Here is a 16,261-nt window from a genome sequence, read left to right as displayed (position 1 = left end):
CTCCCCGCTCGCCGGTGCGGCGCAGGGCGAGGTGCTGGCCGGGGAGGTGCCGGTACGCCTCGTGGAGTTCGGGCGGGACCGCGAAGGTGACGGCCACGGAGTCGTCCGTGAGCCGGTCGACCTCGCTCACCCTGAGGGGATGGAATCCGGCCCGTCCGGCGGCTGAGGACTCCATCTACAACTCCTTGAAGTGGTCGAACGGTTCGCGGCAGGCGGTGCAGCGGCGCAGTGCCTTGCACGCGGTGGAGGAGAAGCGGCTCAGGAGCTCGGTGTCGGTGGATCCGCAGTGGGGGCAGCGGATCGCCAGGGTGAGCGGCACGGGGCCGCCGGCGGGTCCCTGGGGGCGTGGTGGGGCGATGCCGAACTCGGTGAGCTTGCGCCGCCCTTCCTCGCTGATGTCGTCGGTGGACCAGGCGGGGGCGAGGACGGTGACGACGGAGACGTCCGGCACGCCGTGCTCGTGGAGGGCCTGCTCGATGTCGGAGGCCATCGCCTCGATCGCGGGGCAGCCCGTGTAGGTGGGGGTGAGGGAGACCTCGACCCGGCCGGGGCCGAGGACCTGAACGCCCCGCATGACGCCGAGTTCCTCCAGGGTGAGGACGGGCAGCTCGGGATCGGGGACGGAGCCGGCGATGCGGCTCAGTTCCTCCTCCAGGGCCGTCATGGTCACCATGTCGCCCCCGGGTGGCTGCGGTGCAGGTGCTGCATCTCGGCGAGCATCCGTCCGAAGGGTTCGGTGTGCAGGCCCTGTCGGCCGGCGCCCGCGCTCCAGGCGCCGGTGCGGGGTCCGGAGGGGACGGTGAGGGTGGCCCGGCCGAGGACGTCGGTGACCGAGTCCAGCCAGGCGGTCTCCAGGGCCGGGAGGTCCAGGTCGAGGCCGTCGACGGGCTGGAACAGTTCGCCGGTGTACCGCCAGAGGGCGTCGCAGGCGCGCTGCATCCGCTGGTGGCTCTCGGGGGTGCCGTCGCCGAGGCGGAGGGTCCAGTGCTCGGCGTGGTCCTGGTGGTAGGCGACCTCCTTGACGGCCTTGGCCGCGAGGCCGGCGAAGGGGCCGTCGCCGGAGGCCAGCTGCCCGTACAGGAGTCGCTGGTAGGTGGAGAAGTAGAGCTGCCGGGCGATGGTGTGGGCGAAGTCGCCGTTCGGCTGCTCGACCAGCTGGCTGTTGCGGAAGGAGCGCTCCTCGCGGAGGTAGGCCAGTTCGTCCTCGTCGCCGACGAGGGAGAGCAGGACCCGGGCCTGGCCGAGGAGGTCGAGGGCGATGTTGGCCAGGGCGACCTCCTCCTCCAGGACGGGGGCGGAGCCGGCCCACTCCCCCAGGCGGTGGGAGAGGACGAGGGCGTCGTCGCCGAGGGCGAGCGCCGCGGCCGTCGGAACGGTGGTCTCGGTGGTCACAGGTGCTTCACCCCTTCCGGGATCTCGTAGAAGGTCGGGTGGCGGTAGGGCTTGTCCGCGGCCGGCTCGAAGAAGGGGTCCTTCTCGTCGGGCGAGGAGGCGGTGATCGCCGCCGAGGGGACGACCCAGATCGACACGCCTTCGGACCGGCGGGTGTAGAGGTCGCGGGCGTTGCGCAGGGCCATCTCCGCGTCGGGTGCGTGGAGACTGCCCGCGTGGGTGTGGGACAGTCCGCGGCGGGAGCGCACGAACACCTCCCACAGCGGCCAACCGTCGGTCGTCATGCCTGTGCCTCCCCGTGCTTTCCGGTGTGCTTCTCCGCGTAGGCCGCCGCCGCTTCCCTGACCCAGGCGCCGTCCTCGTGGGCCTGGCGCCGCTTGCTCAGCCGCTGGTCGTTGCAGGGGCCGTTCCCCTTGAGGACGTCCCAGAACTCGGTCCAGTCGATCGGGCCGAAGTCGTAGTGCCCGCGCTCCTCGTTCCACCGGATGTCGGGGTCGGGGAGGGTGAGGCCGAGGGCCTCCGCCTGCGGTACGGCGATGTCGACGAAGCGCTGGCGCAGTTCGTCGTTGGTGTGGCGCTTGATCTTCCAGGCCATCGCCTGGGCGGTGTGCGTCGACTTGTCGTCCGGCGGGCCGAACATCATGAGCGAGGGCCACCACCAGCGGTTCACCGCGTCCTGTGCCATGGCGTGCTGGGCCTCGGTGCCGTTCGACAGGGCGAGCAGTGCCTCGTATCCCTGGCGCTGGTGGAAGGACTCCTCCTTGCAGACCCGGACCATCGCGCGGGCGTACGGGCCGTAGGAGCAGCGGCAGAGGGGGACCTGGTTGGTGATGGCGGCGCCGTCGACCAGCCAGCCGATCGCGCCGACGTCGGCCCAGGTCAGCGTGGGGTAGTTGAAGATCGAGGAGTACTTCTGGCGGCCGGAGTGGAGCTTGTCGAGCAGCTCGTCGCGGCTGGTGCCGAGGGTCTCCGCCGCGCTGTACAGGTACAGCCCGTGGCCGGCCTCGTCCTGCACCTTGGCCATGAGGATCGCCTTGCGCCGCAGGGAGGGCGCCCGGGTGATCCAGTTGGCCTCGGGCTGCATGCCGATGATCTCGGAGTGGGCGTGCTGCGCGATCTGCCGGACGAGCGAGGCCCGGTAGTCCTCGGGCATCCAGTCGCGCGGCTCGATGCGCTCGTCGGCGGCGACGGCGGCGTCGAACACGGCCTCGTAGGCGGCCTGCTCCGCCGCCACGGCCGTGTCCGACGCGCCGGGCGTGCCCGTGGTCCCTGTCGTCCCTGCCGTCACTGCGGTCATCAGACTCCCTACCGACCGATCGTTCGGTTGAATGACTTCAATGGTGGGTCGGCGGCCCGTATGGTGTCAACCCTGTGGATAACCGAGGCGGGTCGATCGGGATCGGGGCGGGATGGACGCGTACGTCGAAAAGGACGCGGTCGAGGTGAGCGACGACGGGCGGAGGCCCTCCGAGGACCCGCCGGCCACTCCTCCCGAGACCCCGGGCATCGCTGCCGGGGCCGAGACGGCCGAGGCGGCTGATACGGCCGAGGCGGCCGAGGTGGCCGAGGCGGCCGGGTCGATCGAGGGGCCTGAGGGATCCGGGGCCCGGTCCGGCGTCGGGATCATGGCGCTCTCGCTGCCCTACCAGGTCGTCGTCGCCGTGGCGCTCGCCGTCGTCGGCGTGTTCGCCTGCGTCCACCTGGCGATGGTGTTCCTGCACGTGGCGCCGTCCAACACGCTGACCAAGCGGCACGGCGAGGCCGTCGACGACTGGATCTACCCCGAGTTCGAGCAGAACTGGAAGCTCTTCGCACCCAATCCGCTCCAGACGAACATCGCCGTCGAGGTCCGCGCCGAGCTCGTCACCGCCGACGGCGGCCGCCGCACCACCGGCTGGATCGACCTCACCGCCCAGGACATCGAGGCCATACGGCACAACCCGATGCCCAGCCACGCGCAGCAGAACCAGCTCCGCAGGGCCGTGGACTTCTACCTCAACACGCACAACGACGGCGGCCGCCCCAACGGGCTGCGCGGCACCCTCTCGGAGGAGTACATGAGCCGCATCGCGATGCTCAGGCTCGACGCCCTCGAAGGCCCCGACGGACGCGCGATCGGCGCCGACGCGCGGCGCATCCAGCTCCGCACCGTCTCCCGGCCCGTCCCCGCCCCCCGGTGGAGCACCGAGAAGACGCGGACCGCCCCCTCCTACCGCGACTTCCCGTGGTGGAACGTCACCGAAGCCGACCGGGCCACCGGCGCCGGCGCGAGCCGCACGGAGGCGGGCCGATGAGCACCTCCCCCGCCACGCCCGCGCGTGCCCGCGAGCCCTTCGACCGCCGGCTCGCCCGCGCCGTGCAGGCCGTCACGGGCCGCTCCCTCGCCCCGTACCAGAGCGCGATCGTACGGATCGGCTTCTCGCTGACCTGGCTGATCTTCCTGCTGCGCGAGCTGCCGCACCGCCACCTGCTGTACGGCCCCGACAGCCCCTGGTCCTTCGAGCTGGCGCAGCGGCTGATCGCCGACAACCGGGCCTTCACCGTGCTCCTGTGGTCGGACGGCCGGATCTGGTTCGAGCTCGTCTACGGGCTCGCCGTGCTCTCCGCCGCCCTGCTCCTGGTGGGCTGGCGCACCCGGGCCGTGTCCGTGGTCTTCATGGTCGGGGTGCTCTCGCTGCTGAACCGCGCCGTCTTCGTGGGCGACGGCGGCGACAACGTCCTCCACCTCGCCTCGATCTACCTCGTCTTCACCCGCTGCGGCCAGGTGTGGTCCCTCGACGCCCGGCGGGCGGCCCGCGAGGCCCGTGCGGCCCGCGCCGGGGAGAGCCCGCGCCGTGATGTCGTCGGACCGCTGCTGTGGACCGTGCTCGGCGGCTTCCTCCTCGCCGCCACCTGGTTCGGCGACGTCAGCGGCGAGTGGTGGGTGCTGGTGCTGCTGTGGGTGCTGTGGCTCGGGAACGGCCTGTGGTGGCTGGTCCGCCGGGTCGCGCCCGGGGAGCCGCGCATCCTGCTCGACGCCCTCGCCAACCTCGCGCACAACGCCACCCTCATCGTGCTCATGGCTGAGGTCTGCCTGATCTACGCCACGGCCGGCTGGTACAAGATCCAGGGCTCGCGCTGGGAGGACGGCACCGCCCTGTTCTACCCGCTCCACCTGGACTACTTCTCGCCCTGGCCGGCCCTCTCCGAGCTGCTCGGCGCCAGCGGGATCATGGTGATGCTGCTGACCTACGGCACGGTGATCGCCCAGGTCGCCTTCCCCTTCACGCTCTTCAACCGCAAGGTCAAGAACGTCCTCCTCGTCATGATGATGGCGGAGCACGCCGGCATCGCGGTCCTCCTCGGACTGCCGGTCTTCTCGCTCGCGATGATCTCCGCCGACGCCGTGTTCCTGCCGACGGCGTTCCTGGTGTGGCTGGGCGCCCGGGCGGCCCGGGGCAGGGACCGGCTGCTGCGCAGGACACCCGCCGAGGCGCCCGCCGAGTCGCTGCCCGAGCAGCGCCGTACGGGTGAGGAGCACGGTCCCCGTACCCTCGTCGGGTGAGCACCACCGAAGAACAGTCCGAGCCGGTCCAGTACGACGAGGGCTTCGGCCCCGAGATCGGCGTCGGGCCGCACCCGGAGCCGTGGCCGCGGGACGAGCGGTACGACCCCGAGCTGCTCGCCGGCGGCGACCGGCGCAATGTCGTCGACCGCTACCGGTACTGGACGCGCGAGGCGGTCGTCGCCGACCTGGACACCCGGCGGCACGACTTCCACGTGGCGGTGGAGAACTGGGGCCACGACTTCAACATCGGCTCGGTGGTGCGGACCGCCAACGCCTTCCTGGCGAAGGAGGTCCACATCGTGGGCCGGCGCCGCTGGAACCGGCGGGGCGCCATGGTCACCGACCGCTACCAGCACGTCCGGCACCACCCGGACACCGCGTCGCTGACCTCGTGGGCGGCGGCCGAGGGCATCCCGGTCATCGGGATCGACAACCTGCCGGGCGCCGTCCCGCTGGAGCGGACCGTGCTGCCGCGCCGCTGTGTGCTGCTCTTCGGACAGGAGGGCCCGGGGCTCACCGAGGAGGCCCGCGCCCATGTGGAGATGGTCTGCTCGATCGCCCAGTTCGGCTCGACCCGGTCGATCAACGCGGGCGCGGCCGCCGCGATCGCCATGCACGCCTGGGTGCAGCGGTACGCGGAGATCGACACCCCTTAGCTCTCTCTCCTGGAAGAGCTCTCGTGGAGGCCCCGGAGGGCCTCCACGAGACCGTGGATCAGGCCTGGCGGCGGACCTCCACCACCCGGAAGCGGTTGGAGACGAAGGCGCCGTCGCACAGCGCGGCGTTCGCCGCCGGGTTGCCGCCGGAGCCGTGGAAGTCGGAGAACGCGGCCGTCTGGTTCACGTACACCCCGCCCGTGAGGTTCAGCGAGAGCTGGGCCGACTCCTCCAGGCAGACCTCCTCCACCGCGCGCTCGACGTCCGCCGAGGTGGTGTAGGCGCCGACCGTCATGGCGCCCTTCTCCCGGACCGTGCGGCGCAGCAGCTCCAGGGCGTCGGCGGTGGAGTCCACCGAGACCGCGAAGGAGACCGGGCCGAAGCACTCCGAGAAGTACGCGGCCTGGGCGTCCGGCTTGGAGCCGTCCAGCTTCACGATGACCGGCGTGCGGACCACGGCGTCCGGGTACTCCGGGTTGACCACCTCGCGGGAGGCCAGCGCGACCTCGCCGAGCCCGGCGGCGGCCTCCAGGCGCGCCTTCACGTCCGGGTTGACCAGGGCGCCCAGCAGACCGTTCGCCCGGGCGTCGTCGCCGAGCAGGCCGCCGACCGCCGCCGCGAGGTCGGCGACGACCTCGTCGTACGACTTGGGGCCCTGGTCGGTGGTGATGCCGTCGCGGGGGATCAGCAGGTTCTGCGGGGTGGTGCACATCTGGCCGCTGTACAGGGACAGCGAGAAGGCCAGGTTGGCCAGCATCCCCTTGTAGTCGTCGGTGGAGTCGACGACGACCGTGTTGACGCCGGCCTTCTCCGTGTACACCTGGGCCTGCCGGGCGTTGGCCTCCAGCCAGTCGCCGAAGGCGGTGGAGCCGGTGTAGTCGATGATCCGGATCTCGGGGCGGACGGCCAGGGTCTTGGCGATGCCCTCGCCGGGGCGCTCGACGGCGAGCGCGACCAGGTTCGGGTCGAAGCCGGCCTCGGCGAGCACCTCGCGGGCGACCTGCACCGTGAGCGCGAGCGGCAGGACCGCGCGCGGGTGCGGCTTGACCAGGACCGGGTTGCCGGTGGCGAGGGAGGCGAACAGGCCCGGGTAGCCGTTCCACGTGGGGAAGGTGTTGCAGCCGATGACCAGGGCGATGCCGCGGCCGACCGGGGTGAACTCCTTGCTGAGCTCCAGGGGGTCGCGCTTGCCCTGCGGCTTGGACCAGCCGGCCCGTCCGGCGGGCGTGCGGGTCTGCTCCTCGTACGCGTACGCCACGGCCTCGAGGCCGCGGTCCTGGGCGTGCGGGCCGCCGGCCTGGAACGCCATCATGAACGCCTGGCCACTGGTGTGCATGACGGCGTGGGCGAACTCGTGGGTGCGGGCGGAGATCCGGGCGAGGATCTCCAGGCAGACCAGGGCACGGGTCTCGGCGCCGGCGTCCCGCCAGGCGCCCATGCCGGCGCGCATCGCGGGGAGCAGCACGTCGAGGTCGGCGTGCGGGTACTCGATGCCGAGCGAGGGGCCGTAGGGCGAGGTCTCGCCGCCGGTCCAGCCGTCGGTGCCGGGCTGGTCGAGGTCGAAGCGGGTGTTCAACGCGGACTGGTGGGCGGCGAGGCCCGCGGCCGCGTCGAGCGAGCCGTCCGCGCCGTACGCCTTCGGGTGCTCGGGGTACGGCGACCAGTAGGCGCGGGTGCGGATCGTGGAGAGCGCCTGGTCGAGTGTGGACCGGTGCTTCTCGGCCAGACGGTCGGTGGTCAGCTGAGCGGTGGCCATCGATGGACCAACTCCTCGTCGAGCTGGGCAGGGAGACGCGTACGGAGTTAGAGTAACCGAACGATCGGTCGGGACAAGGGGGTCCGGCGATCCTGTGGAAAACCCATCGGGGAGGATCACTCCTATGAGCGCCGACGTGAGCACCGACGTGACCGCCAGGGGGAGCGACGACGTGACCGCCCGTGAGACCGCCGCCGAGGGGCGGGGGAGCGCCGTCGGCATCGGACCCGACCGCACCGTCGCCGTCGTCGGCACCGGCACCATGGGCCAGGGCATCGCCCAGGTCGCGCTGGTCGCAGGCCACCCCGTGCGCCTCTACGACAGCGCCCCCGGCCGGGCCGCCGAGGCCGTCGCCGCCCTCACCGCCCGCCTGGACCGGCTCGTGGAGAAGGGCCGCCTCGACGCCGCCGCGCGGGAGGCCGCCGTCGGCCGGCTGCACGCGGCCGAGGACCCCGCCGAGCTCGCGGACGCCGCGCTGGTGATCGAGGCGATCGTCGAGGACCTGGCGGTCAAGCAGCGGCTCTTCGCCGACCTGGAGAAGATCGTCGGCGACGACACCGTCCTCGCCACGAACACCTCCTCCCTCTCCGTCACCGCCATCGCCGGAGGACTGCGGCTGCCCGGCCGGTTCGTCGGACTGCACTTCTTCAACCCGGCGCCGCTGCTCCCCCTCGTCGAGGTCGTCAGCGGCTTCGCCACCGACCCGGACGTCGCCACGCGCGCGTACGAGACGGTCAAGGGCTGGGGCAAGACGCCGGTGCGCTGTGCGGACACCCCCGGCTTCATCGTGAACCGGGTCGCCCGCCCCTTCTACGCCGAGGCGTTCCGGGTCTTCGAGGAGGGCGCGGCCGACCCCGCCACCATCGACGCGGCCCTGCGCGAGTGCGGGGGCTTCCGCATGGGGCCCTTCGAGCTGACCGACCTCATCGGCCAGGACGTGAACGAGGCCGTCACCCGGTCCGTGTGGGAGTCCTTCTACCAGGACCCCAAGTTCACCCCCTCGCTCGCGCAGCGCCGGCTCGTCGAGTCGGGACGCCTCGGCCGCAAGTCGGGGCACGGCTGGTTCTCGTACGCGGAGGGCGCGCAGCGGCCCGAGCCGCGGACGGAGGCGCCGGCCGAGGCGCCGAAGGGGATCGTCGTCGAGGGGGACCTGGGCCCCGCCGAGCCGCTGGTGGCCCTCTTCGAGGAGGCCGGGATCGCCGTCCGGCGCAAGAAGGGCGACGGGAGGATCGTGCTGCCGGGCGGGGGCCTGCTGATGCTCGCGGACGGCGAGAGTTCCTTCGAGTTCTTCCCCGAGGAGATCGTCTACTTCGACCTCGCCCTCGACTACGCGCGCGCGAGCCGGATGGTCCTGTCCACGGGGCGGCGCACCGCGCCCGAGACCCTCGCCGAGGCCGTGGGCCTCTTCCAGGTGCTGGGCAAGCAGGTCTCCGTGATCGGTGACGTGCCCGGCATGATCGTGGCCCGTACGGTCGCGATGCTCGCGGATCTCGCGGCCGACGCGGTCGACCGGGGGGTCGCGACCGCCGAGGACGTGGACACGGCGATGCGGCTCGGGGTCAACTACCCGGCCGGCCCCCTGGAGTGGGCCGAGAAGCTGGGGCCCCGACGGGTCTGCGACCTGCTCAGGGCGCTGCACGAGCGCTATCCGACGGGCCGGTACGGGCCGAGCCAGGCCGTCGCCCGCCGGTGTGCCGAGGCCGATGAGGAGGACTCCCGATGACCACGGCCAAGCGCGACACGTACACCCCCGAGACGCTGCTCTCGGTCGCCGTCCGGGTCTTCAACGAGCGCGGTTACGACGGCACGTCGATGGAGCACCTGTCGAAGGCGGCCGGGATCTCGAAGTCCTCGATCTACCACCACGTCTCCGGCAAGGAGGAGCTGCTGCGGCGGGCGGTCAGCCGGGCGCTCGACGGGCTCTTCGCGGTGCTCGACGAGCCGGGGGCCGGGCGCGGCAAGGCCGTCGAGCGGGTCGAGTACGTCACGCGCCGCACCGTCGAGGTGCTGATAGCGGAGCTGCCGTACGTGACGCTGCTGCTGCGGGTGCGGGGCAACACCGCCACCGAGCGGTGGGCGATGGAGCGGCGCCGCGAGTTCGACCACAGGGTGGCCGATCTGCTGAAGGCCGCCGCCGCCGAGGGCGACCTGCGGGCCGACGTGGACATCCGGCTCGCGACCCGGCTCCTCTTCGGCATGATCAACTCGCTGGTGGAGTGGTACCGGCCGCATCCGGGCGCGACGGCGGAGCGGGAGCAGCTCGCCGAGACCGTCGTCCACCTGGCCTTCGACGGGCTGCGGACGGCGCGCTGAGGCCCGTCCGTACCGCCACTGTCCCCCGTACGGCCTACGGGGGCTTCGGCGTCCCCTCGTACGGCCCCGTGGGGTCTCAGCGTCCCGGGTCCCGGTGGTCCGGGTCCAGGTCCGTCTCCTCGAAGACCAGCAGGGTCCGGGTGGAGAGCACCTCGGGGATCGACTGGAGCTTGGTGAGCACCAGCTCGCGCAGGGTCCGGTTGTCGGGCGTGTGGACGAGCAGCAGGACGTCGAAATCGCCGCTGACCAGGGCGATGTGTGCGGCCCCCGGCAGGGCCTGGAGCTGTTCGCGCACGGTCCGCCAGGAGTTCTGGACGATCTTGAGCGTGATGTAGGCGGAGGCGCCGTGCCCGGCCCGCTCATGGTTCACGCGCGCGCTGAAGCCGCGGATCACCCCGTCGTCGATGAGCCGGTTGATCCGCGCGTACGCGTTGGCCCGGGAGACGTGCACCCGCTCGGCCACGGAGCGGACCGATGCGCGGCCGTCCGTCTGCAGGATGCGCAGGATGTCGCGGTCGATGGCGTCCAGCGGGCGTGCCGGGGCTCCTGGGATCACCGGTGCCGGCGCCGGTGCGACGACCCGCTCCCAGTCCTCGGCCATTTGTTCATCCGCCATGTGCCCCCGCCTCTCTCCGGTGGACGACCTGCTCTTATCCCAGGCTGTGGAGAACCGTTTGTCCACAGGCTGGAGGTGCCTGTAGCCAAAATGCCTCCACGACCGAACAATCGGTAGGTGAGGCGCGCCACACTCGCGCCACCCGCCTTCGGGTCTTATGCCCGCTCCCACGAGGAGGTGGACTCGTTGCAACAGCGCAGTTCGACAGTCCAAGAGCCGCCCGGTGCCGTTCCCGCCTACCGGCCCACCCCGCCGCCCGCCTGGCAGCCGCGCACGGACCCCGCGCCGCTGCTGCCCGAGGCCGAGCCGCTGCGCGTGCTCGGCACGGACGCGGTGGCCGACGCCGACCCCGCGCTGCTGCTCCGGCTCTACGCGGAGCTGATCCGCGGCCGCCGGTACAACACCCAGGCCACCGCCCTCACCAAGCAGGGCCGGCTCGCCGTGTACCCGTCCACCACCGGCCAGGAGGCGTGCGAGATCGCCGCCGCCCTCGCCCTGGAGGAGCGGGACTGGCTCTTCCCCTCGTACCGCGACACCCTCGCGGCCGTCGCCCGGGGCCTCGACCCCGTCCAGGCCCTGACCCTGCTGCGCGGCGACTGGCACACCGGGTACGACCCGCACGAGCACCGCATCGCGCCGCTCTGCACCCCGCTCGCCACCCAGCTCCCGCACGCCGTGGGCCTCGCCCACGCCGCCCGCCTCAAGGGCGACGACGTCGTCGCCCTCGCCATGGTCGGCGACGGCGGCACCAGCGAGGGCGACTTCCACGAGGCGCTGAACTTCGCCGCCGTCTGGCAGGCCCCCGTGGTCTTCTTCGTCCAGAACAACGGCTTCGCGATCTCCGTGCCGCTCGCCAAGCAGACCGCGGCCCCCTCCCTCGCCCACAAGGCCGTCGGATACGGGATGCCGGGCCGGCTCGTCGACGGCAACGACGCGGTCGCCGTCCACCAGGTGCTCACCGAGGCCGTGGCCCGCGCCCGGCGCGGCGGCGGCCCCACCCTCGTCGAGGCCGTCACCTACCGGATCGACGCCCACACCAACGCCGACGACGCCACCCGCTACCGGGCGGCCGGCGAGGTCGAGGCCTGGCGGGCGCACGACCCGATCCTGCTGCTCGAACGGGAACTGACGGAGCGTGGCCTGCTCGACGAGGACGGCAGGCGAGCGGCGGCCGAGGCCGCCGAGACGATGGCGGCGGAGCTGCGCGAACGGATGAACGCCGACCCGGTGCTCGACCCGATGGAGCTCTTCTCCCACGTCTACGCGGAGCAGACCACGCAGCTGCGTGAACAGGCGGCGCAGCTGCGCGCCGAGCTCGAAGCCGAGGGTGAGGCGTGATGACGACCGCGACGACCGGCACCGCGGCGGCCAAGGCCGGCGGGAACGCCGCGAAGCCGAAGCCGGCCACGATGGCGCAGGCGCTCCAGCGCGCCATGCGCGACGCGATGGCCGAGGACCCGACCGTCCATGTGATGGGCGAGGACGTCGGCACCCTCGGCGGCGTCTTCCGGGTCACCGACGGGCTCGCCAAGGAGTTCGGCGAGGACCGCTGCACCGACACCCCGCTGGCCGAGGCGGGCATCCTCGGCGCGGCCGTCGGCATGGCCATGTACGGCCTGCGGCCGGTCGTGGAGATGCAGTTCGACGCGTTCGCTTACCCGGCGTTCGAGCAGCTGCTCTCGCACGTGGCGAAGATGCGGAACCGGACGCGCGGCGCGATGCCGATGCCGATCGTCATCCGCGTCCCGTACGGCGGCGGGATCGGCGGCGTCGAGCACCACAGCGACTCCTCCGAGGCCTACTACACGGCCACGCCGGGCCTGCACGTCGTCACCCCGGCGACCGTCGAGGACGCGTACGGGCTGCTGCGCGCGGCCATCGCCTCCGACGACCCGGTGGTCTTCCTGGAGCCCAAGCGGCTCTACTGGTCCAAGTCCGACTGGTCCCCCGAGGCGCCCGCGCCCGTCGAGCCGATCGGCAAGGCCGTCGTGCGGCGCCGGGGCACCGGCGCCACTCTGATCACCTACGGCCCCTCGGTGCCGGTCTGCCTGGAGGCGGCGGAGGCCGCGCAGGCCGAGGGCTGGGACCTGGAGGTCGTCGACGTGCGCTCGCTCGTGCCGTTCGACGACGAGACCGTCTGCGCCTCGGTGCGGCGCACCGGCCGCGCGGTCGTCGTCCACGAGTCGACCGGCTTCGGCGGCCCCGGCGCGGAGATCGCCGCGCGCGTGACCGAGCGCTGCTTCCACCACCTGGAGGCGCCGGTGCTGCGGGTCGCGGGCTTCGACATCCCGTACCCGCCGCCGATGCTGGAGCGGCACCATCTGCCGGGCGTGGACCGGGTCCTGGACGCGGTCGCGCGACTGCAGTGGGAGGCGGGCAGCTGATGGCACAGGTCCTTGAGTTCAAGCTGCCCGACCTCGGTGAGGGCCTCACCGAGGCCGAGATCGTGCGCTGGCTGGTCGCCGTCGGCGACGTCGTCGCCATCGACCAGCCGGTCGTCGAGGTCGAGACGGCCAAGGCGATGGTCGAGGTGCCCTGCCCGTACGGCGGCGTCGTCACCGCCCGGTACGGCGAGGAGGGCACCGAACTGCCCGTCGGCGCACCGCTCCTGACGGTCGCCGTGGGTGGCACGGGCGCGCCGGAGGAGCTCACCGAGGCCGCTCCCGAAGCGGCGCCGAAGGCATCCGCCGAGGCCGTCTCCTCCGAGTACTCGGGCAACGTGCTCGTCGGCTACGGCACGGCCGGGCCGGCCGCCCGCCGTCGCCGGGTGCGGCCCGCGAACCCGGCGGCCGCGCAGGCCCCGGCCGCTGCGCAGGCTCCCGCTGCCGCTCCGGCCCCGGCTGCCGCTCCGGCCCCGGCCGCTGCCGCTCAGGCTCCTGCCCCCGTCGCCGCCCCGGTGGTCGCCCACGAGGGGCCCGTGCCCGTCATCTCGCCGCTCGTGCGGAAGCTGGCCCGTGACCGGGGCCTCGACCTTAGGGAGGTGCGCGGATCCGGGCCCGAGGGGCTGATCCTGCGCGCCGACGTGGAGCTGGCCCTCGCGGCCCTGGAGCGGCCGGTCGCCGCCCCGGCGCCCGCGCCCGCGCCTGCTGTCGCGGCACCGGCCGGTGAGCGGGTTCCGCTGCGCGGGGTCCGCGGCGCGGTGGCGGACAAGCTGTCCCGCAGCCGTACGGAGATCCCCGACGCGACCTGCTGGGTCGACGCCGACGCGACCGAGCTGATGGCGGCCCGCGCGGCGATGAACGCGGCCGGCGGGCCGAAGATCTCGCTGCTCGCGCTCCTCGCGCGGATCTGCGTCCACGCGCTGGCCCGGTTCCCCGAGCTCAACTCCACCGTGGACACGTCCGCCCGGGAGATCGTCCGGCTGCCGTCCGTGCATCTCGGCTTCGCCGCCCAGACCCCGCGCGGGCTGGTCGTCCCCGTGGTCAAGGACGCGGGGACCCGGACCGCGGAGTCGCTGACGGCCGAGTTCGCCCGGCTGACGGAGGCGGCCCGGCAGGGCGCGATCACCCCGGCCGATCTGACCGGCGGCACGTTCACCCTGAACAACTACGGGGTGTTCGGGGTCGACGGCTCCACGCCGATCATCAACCACCCCGAGGCGGCCATGCTCGGGGTCGGCCGGATCATCCCCAAGCCCTGGGTCCACCAGGGTGAACTGGCCGTCCGTCAGGTCGTGCAGCTCTCGCTCACCTTCGACCACCGCGTCTGCGACGGCGGTACGGCGGGTGGCTTCCTGCGGTATGTGGCGGACTGCGTCGAGCAGCCGGCGGTCCTGCTCCGCACGGTCTGACGCGGACGCTCTGACGCGGACGCTCCGACACCGCCCGGCCGTACCGGACCCCCACCCGGTGCGGCCGGGCGCCTGCGCCGCCGCCGCAGACGCGGCCGTCGACGGGCGGGCGCGGCCGTCTCCGGCGCGGCCGCCCCCACCGTGGCCGTCTGTCGGTCCGGCCGTCTGTCGGTCCGGCCGTCTGTCGGTCCGGCTGTCCGTCGGTCCGGCCGGCCGCCGGTGTGGTTCGTTCCCGGTCCGGCCGTCCCCCGGAGTGGTCGTCCGCCGCTGCAGTCTCCCGCGCCTTCGTCCCTCCCCCTCCGTCTCAGCAAGGGAGACCCTGCCGTCGGTGGCGGGGTTCGGCGACATACTGCTGGGGTGACCACCGCATACGACGTCGTCGTGCTCGCCGGAGGCGCCGCTCGGCGGCTCGGCGGCTCCGACAAGCCCGGGGTACGGATCGGAGGGCGGACCCTCCTCGACCGGGTGCTCTCGGCCTGTCCCGGCGCCGACCGGACCGTGGTCGTCGCCGAACCCCGGCCGACCGTCCGCCCCGTCCGCTGGACCAGGGAGGACCCGCCCGGCGGCGGCCCCCTGGCCGCCCTCGGCGCCGGGGTGCGGGAGACCGGCGCCGACGTCCTCCTCGTCCTCTCCGCCGACCTGCCCTTCCTGGACCAGGACACCGTCCGGCGCCTCCTTGAGGCACTCGACGCGGATTCCGGTACCGAGGCCGCGCTTCTCACCGATGCCGAGGGGCGGGACCAGCCGCTCGTCGCCGCGTACCGCCGCACCCCGCTCCTGCGCGAACTGGCCCTCGTCGCAGAGCGGCGAGGCGGCACCCTCGCCGGCGGGCCGCTGCGGCTCCTCACCGGGGGACTGAGGCTCACCCGGGTCGCCGCGGACCCCCTCGCCTCCTTCGACTGCGACACCTGGGAGGACATCGCCACGGCCCGGGCCCGCATCAGGGAGCATGGGACCGTGCTGGACGAATGGATCACCGCAGTCAAGAACGAACTGGGCATCGAGCTGGACGTCGACACCGGCGTGCTCCTCGACCTCGCCCGTGACGCCGCCCACGGCGTGGCCCGCCCCGCCGCGCCCCTGACCACCTTCCTGGTCGGCTACGCGGCGGCCCGCGCGGGCACCGAGGGCGGACAGGAGGCCGTCGCCGAGGCCGCCCGGAAGGCCGCCGCGCTCGCCCAGCGCTGGGCCGCCGAACAGGACGGCGAGCAGCCCGCCGAGCAGCCCGCCGAAAAAGCCACCGAGTAGGACGAGGCCGGATGACCCTGAAGGAGCCCGCCCCCGTGGCCCCGGGAACCGCCGTCGGCGCGAAGTCCGGGCCGCCGCACCGCGCCACCGCCTGGCCCGAGGCCCGGGCCGCCGCCGTCCGCGCCGGGACCACCGCGCGGTCCGGCCGCGCGCCGCGGCGCCTCCCGCTCGGTCAGGCCCTCGGCCAGGTCCTGGCCGAGCCGCTCCTCGCCCTCACCGACCTGCCCTCCTTCGACACCTCCGCCATGGACGGCTGGGCCGTCGCGGGCCCGGGCCCCTGGACCGTCCGCGCCGAGACCCCCGTCCTCGCCGGTCACGCGCCCGCCACCGCGCTGAACGACGGCGAGGCCGTACGGATCGCCACCGGCGCCCCCGTCCCGCCCGGGACCACCGCCGTCATCCGTAGCGAGCACTCCCGTACCGAGCGGGCCGAGACCGCGGGGCTCGTGCTGCATGCCCTGCGTGGCGTGGTCGCCGGGCAGGACATCCGGCCCCGGGGGCAGGAGTGCCGCTCCGGTGACGAGCTGCTTCCCGCCGGCACCGCCGTGACCCCCGCCGTCCTGGGCCTCGCCGCGGCCGCCGGTTACGACGAGCTCCCCGTACCGCCGCGCCCCCGGGTGGAGGTCCTCGTCCTCGGCGACGAGCTCCTCACGGCCGGGCTCCCCCACGAGGGACTCATCCGTGACGCCCTCGGCCCGATGCTCGGCCCCTGGCTGTCGGCGCTCGGCGCCGAGGTGCTCGCCACCCGGCGGATCGGCGACGACGCCGAGGAGCTGTACGCGGCCGTCACCGGCTCCGCCGCCGACCTGGTCGTCACCACCGGAGGCACCGCCGCCGGGCCCGTCGACCACCTCCACCGCGTCCTCGACAAGGCGGGCGCCACGCTCCTCGTCGACGGGGTGAAGGTCCGCCCCGGCCACCCCATGCTCCTCGCGGCCCTCGG

16 protein-coding genes and 1 pseudogene are annotated in these 16,261 nt (G+C 73.5%); 10 read left to right on the top strand and 7 right to left on the bottom strand.

The annotated features are described in order from the left end of the window. From CCN56_RS44910 to paaA, 5 genes and pseudogenes are all read right to left on the bottom strand, one after another. Nucleotides 1-175: pseudogene (locus CCN56_RS44910) on the bottom strand (phenylacetic acid degradation protein); the annotation flags it as partial. Next, on the bottom strand, nucleotides 176-673 hold the full coding sequence (gene paaD / locus CCN56_RS26480) for a 1,2-phenylacetyl-CoA epoxidase subunit PaaD (RefSeq protein WP_086830481.1): 498 nt from the start codon (nucleotides 671-673) through the stop codon (nucleotides 176-178). Beyond that, a complete protein-coding gene (paaC, locus tag CCN56_RS26475; protein ID WP_086830480.1) occupies nucleotides 667-1,392 on the bottom strand; it encodes a 1,2-phenylacetyl-CoA epoxidase subunit PaaC in 726 nt (241 codons plus the stop codon). Before paaC ends, paaD begins: the two co-directional genes overlap by 7 nt. Further along, a complete protein-coding gene (gene paaB, locus CCN56_RS26470) occupies nucleotides 1,389-1,676 on the bottom strand; it encodes a 1,2-phenylacetyl-CoA epoxidase subunit PaaB (RefSeq protein ID WP_041130120.1) in 288 nt (95 codons plus the stop codon). Before paaB ends, paaC begins: the two co-directional genes overlap by 4 nt. Beyond that, nucleotides 1,673-2,689 (bottom strand): 1,2-phenylacetyl-CoA epoxidase subunit PaaA, encoded by a 1,017-nt coding sequence (paaA, locus tag CCN56_RS26465; RefSeq protein ID WP_107484226.1) that lies wholly within the window; start codon nucleotides 2,687-2,689, stop codon nucleotides 1,673-1,675. Before paaA ends, paaB begins: the two co-directional genes overlap by 4 nt. Before the next feature lie 112 nt (nucleotides 2,690-2,801). Between paaA and CCN56_RS26460 the strand changes: the two genes are divergently transcribed. From CCN56_RS26460 to CCN56_RS26450, 3 genes are read left to right on the top strand one after another with little or no spacing between them, the layout of a single operon-like run. Next, nucleotides 2,802-3,686: a DUF5819 family protein gene (locus tag CCN56_RS26460; protein ID WP_256962152.1), complete on the top strand. Its 885-nt coding sequence runs from the start codon at nucleotides 2,802-2,804 to the stop codon at nucleotides 3,684-3,686. Beyond that, nucleotides 3,683-4,936 carry an HTTM domain-containing protein gene (locus CCN56_RS26455; RefSeq protein ID WP_086830478.1) on the top strand — a complete coding sequence of 418 codons (1,254 nt, stop codon included), beginning with the start codon at nucleotides 3,683-3,685 and terminating at the stop codon, nucleotides 4,934-4,936. The genes CCN56_RS26460 and CCN56_RS26455 overlap by 4 nt, the downstream gene beginning before the upstream one ends. Further along, nucleotides 4,933-5,595: a TrmH family RNA methyltransferase gene (locus CCN56_RS26450; RefSeq protein ID WP_086830477.1), complete on the top strand. Its 663-nt coding sequence runs from the start codon at nucleotides 4,933-4,935 to the stop codon at nucleotides 5,593-5,595. Before CCN56_RS26455 ends, CCN56_RS26450 begins: the two co-directional genes overlap by 4 nt. A gap of 58 nt (nucleotides 5,596-5,653) precedes the next feature. On the opposite strand, the gene paaN is transcribed toward CCN56_RS26450, so the two are convergent. Then, the gene (gene paaN, locus CCN56_RS26445; protein ID WP_086830476.1) at nucleotides 5,654-7,351 is read right to left on the bottom strand and encodes a phenylacetic acid degradation protein PaaN; all 1,698 of its coding nucleotides are present in this window, start codon (nucleotides 7,349-7,351) and stop codon (nucleotides 5,654-5,656) included. 124 nt (nucleotides 7,352-7,475) lie between these two features. Between paaN and CCN56_RS26440 the strand changes: the two genes are divergently transcribed. After that, nucleotides 7,476-9,074 carry a 3-hydroxyacyl-CoA dehydrogenase gene (locus CCN56_RS26440; RefSeq protein ID WP_086830475.1) on the top strand — a complete coding sequence of 533 codons (1,599 nt, stop codon included), beginning with the start codon at nucleotides 7,476-7,478 and terminating at the stop codon, nucleotides 9,072-9,074. Continuing rightward, complete coding sequence (locus CCN56_RS26435; protein WP_086830474.1) at nucleotides 9,071-9,664, top strand: TetR/AcrR family transcriptional regulator; 594 nt, start codon at nucleotides 9,071-9,073, stop codon at nucleotides 9,662-9,664. Before CCN56_RS26440 ends, CCN56_RS26435 begins: the two co-directional genes overlap by 4 nt. A gap of 76 nt (nucleotides 9,665-9,740) precedes the next feature. On the opposite strand, the gene CCN56_RS26430 is transcribed toward CCN56_RS26435, so the two are convergent. Then, nucleotides 9,741-10,265, bottom strand: a complete 525-nt coding sequence (locus CCN56_RS26430) for an Lrp/AsnC family transcriptional regulator (RefSeq protein ID WP_041130113.1) — start codon at nucleotides 10,263-10,265, stop codon at nucleotides 9,741-9,743. Between the two features lie 192 nt (nucleotides 10,266-10,457). On the opposite strand from CCN56_RS26430, the gene pdhA reads away from it, so the two are divergent. The 5 genes from pdhA to CCN56_RS26405 form a co-directional block, all read left to right on the top strand. Next, complete coding sequence (gene pdhA, locus CCN56_RS26425; RefSeq protein ID WP_086830473.1) at nucleotides 10,458-11,618, top strand: pyruvate dehydrogenase (acetyl-transferring) E1 component subunit alpha; 1,161 nt, start codon at nucleotides 10,458-10,460, stop codon at nucleotides 11,616-11,618. Further along, the gene (locus CCN56_RS26420) at nucleotides 11,618-12,664 is read left to right on the top strand and encodes an alpha-ketoacid dehydrogenase subunit beta (RefSeq protein ID WP_086830472.1); all 1,047 of its coding nucleotides are present in this window, start codon (nucleotides 11,618-11,620) and stop codon (nucleotides 12,662-12,664) included. Before pdhA ends, CCN56_RS26420 begins: the two co-directional genes overlap by 1 nt. Continuing rightward, the gene (locus CCN56_RS26415) at nucleotides 12,664-14,070 is read left to right on the top strand and encodes a dihydrolipoamide acetyltransferase family protein (RefSeq protein ID WP_086830482.1); all 1,407 of its coding nucleotides are present in this window, start codon (nucleotides 12,664-12,666) and stop codon (nucleotides 14,068-14,070) included. The genes CCN56_RS26420 and CCN56_RS26415 overlap by 1 nt, the downstream gene beginning before the upstream one ends. Nucleotides 14,071-14,427: 357 nt before the next feature. Beyond that, on the top strand, nucleotides 14,428-15,318 hold the full coding sequence (locus tag CCN56_RS26410; RefSeq protein WP_086830471.1) for an NTP transferase domain-containing protein: 891 nt from the start codon (nucleotides 14,428-14,430) through the stop codon (nucleotides 15,316-15,318). A gap of 11 nt (nucleotides 15,319-15,329) precedes the next feature. Beyond that, nucleotides 15,330-16,261: molybdopterin molybdotransferase MoeA (locus tag CCN56_RS26405; protein ID WP_086830470.1), on the top strand; the 932-nt coding region annotated here is incomplete at its 3' end.

Origin of the sequence: Streptomyces sp. NRRL B-24572 (assembly GCF_002156145.1) — a bacterium.
Lineage (GTDB): Bacteria > Actinomycetota > Actinomycetes > Streptomycetales > Streptomycetaceae > Streptomyces > Streptomyces vietnamensis.
The sequence above is the reverse complement of the archived record's forward strand: the minus strand, read 5'-3'. Positions and strand labels throughout refer to the sequence as shown.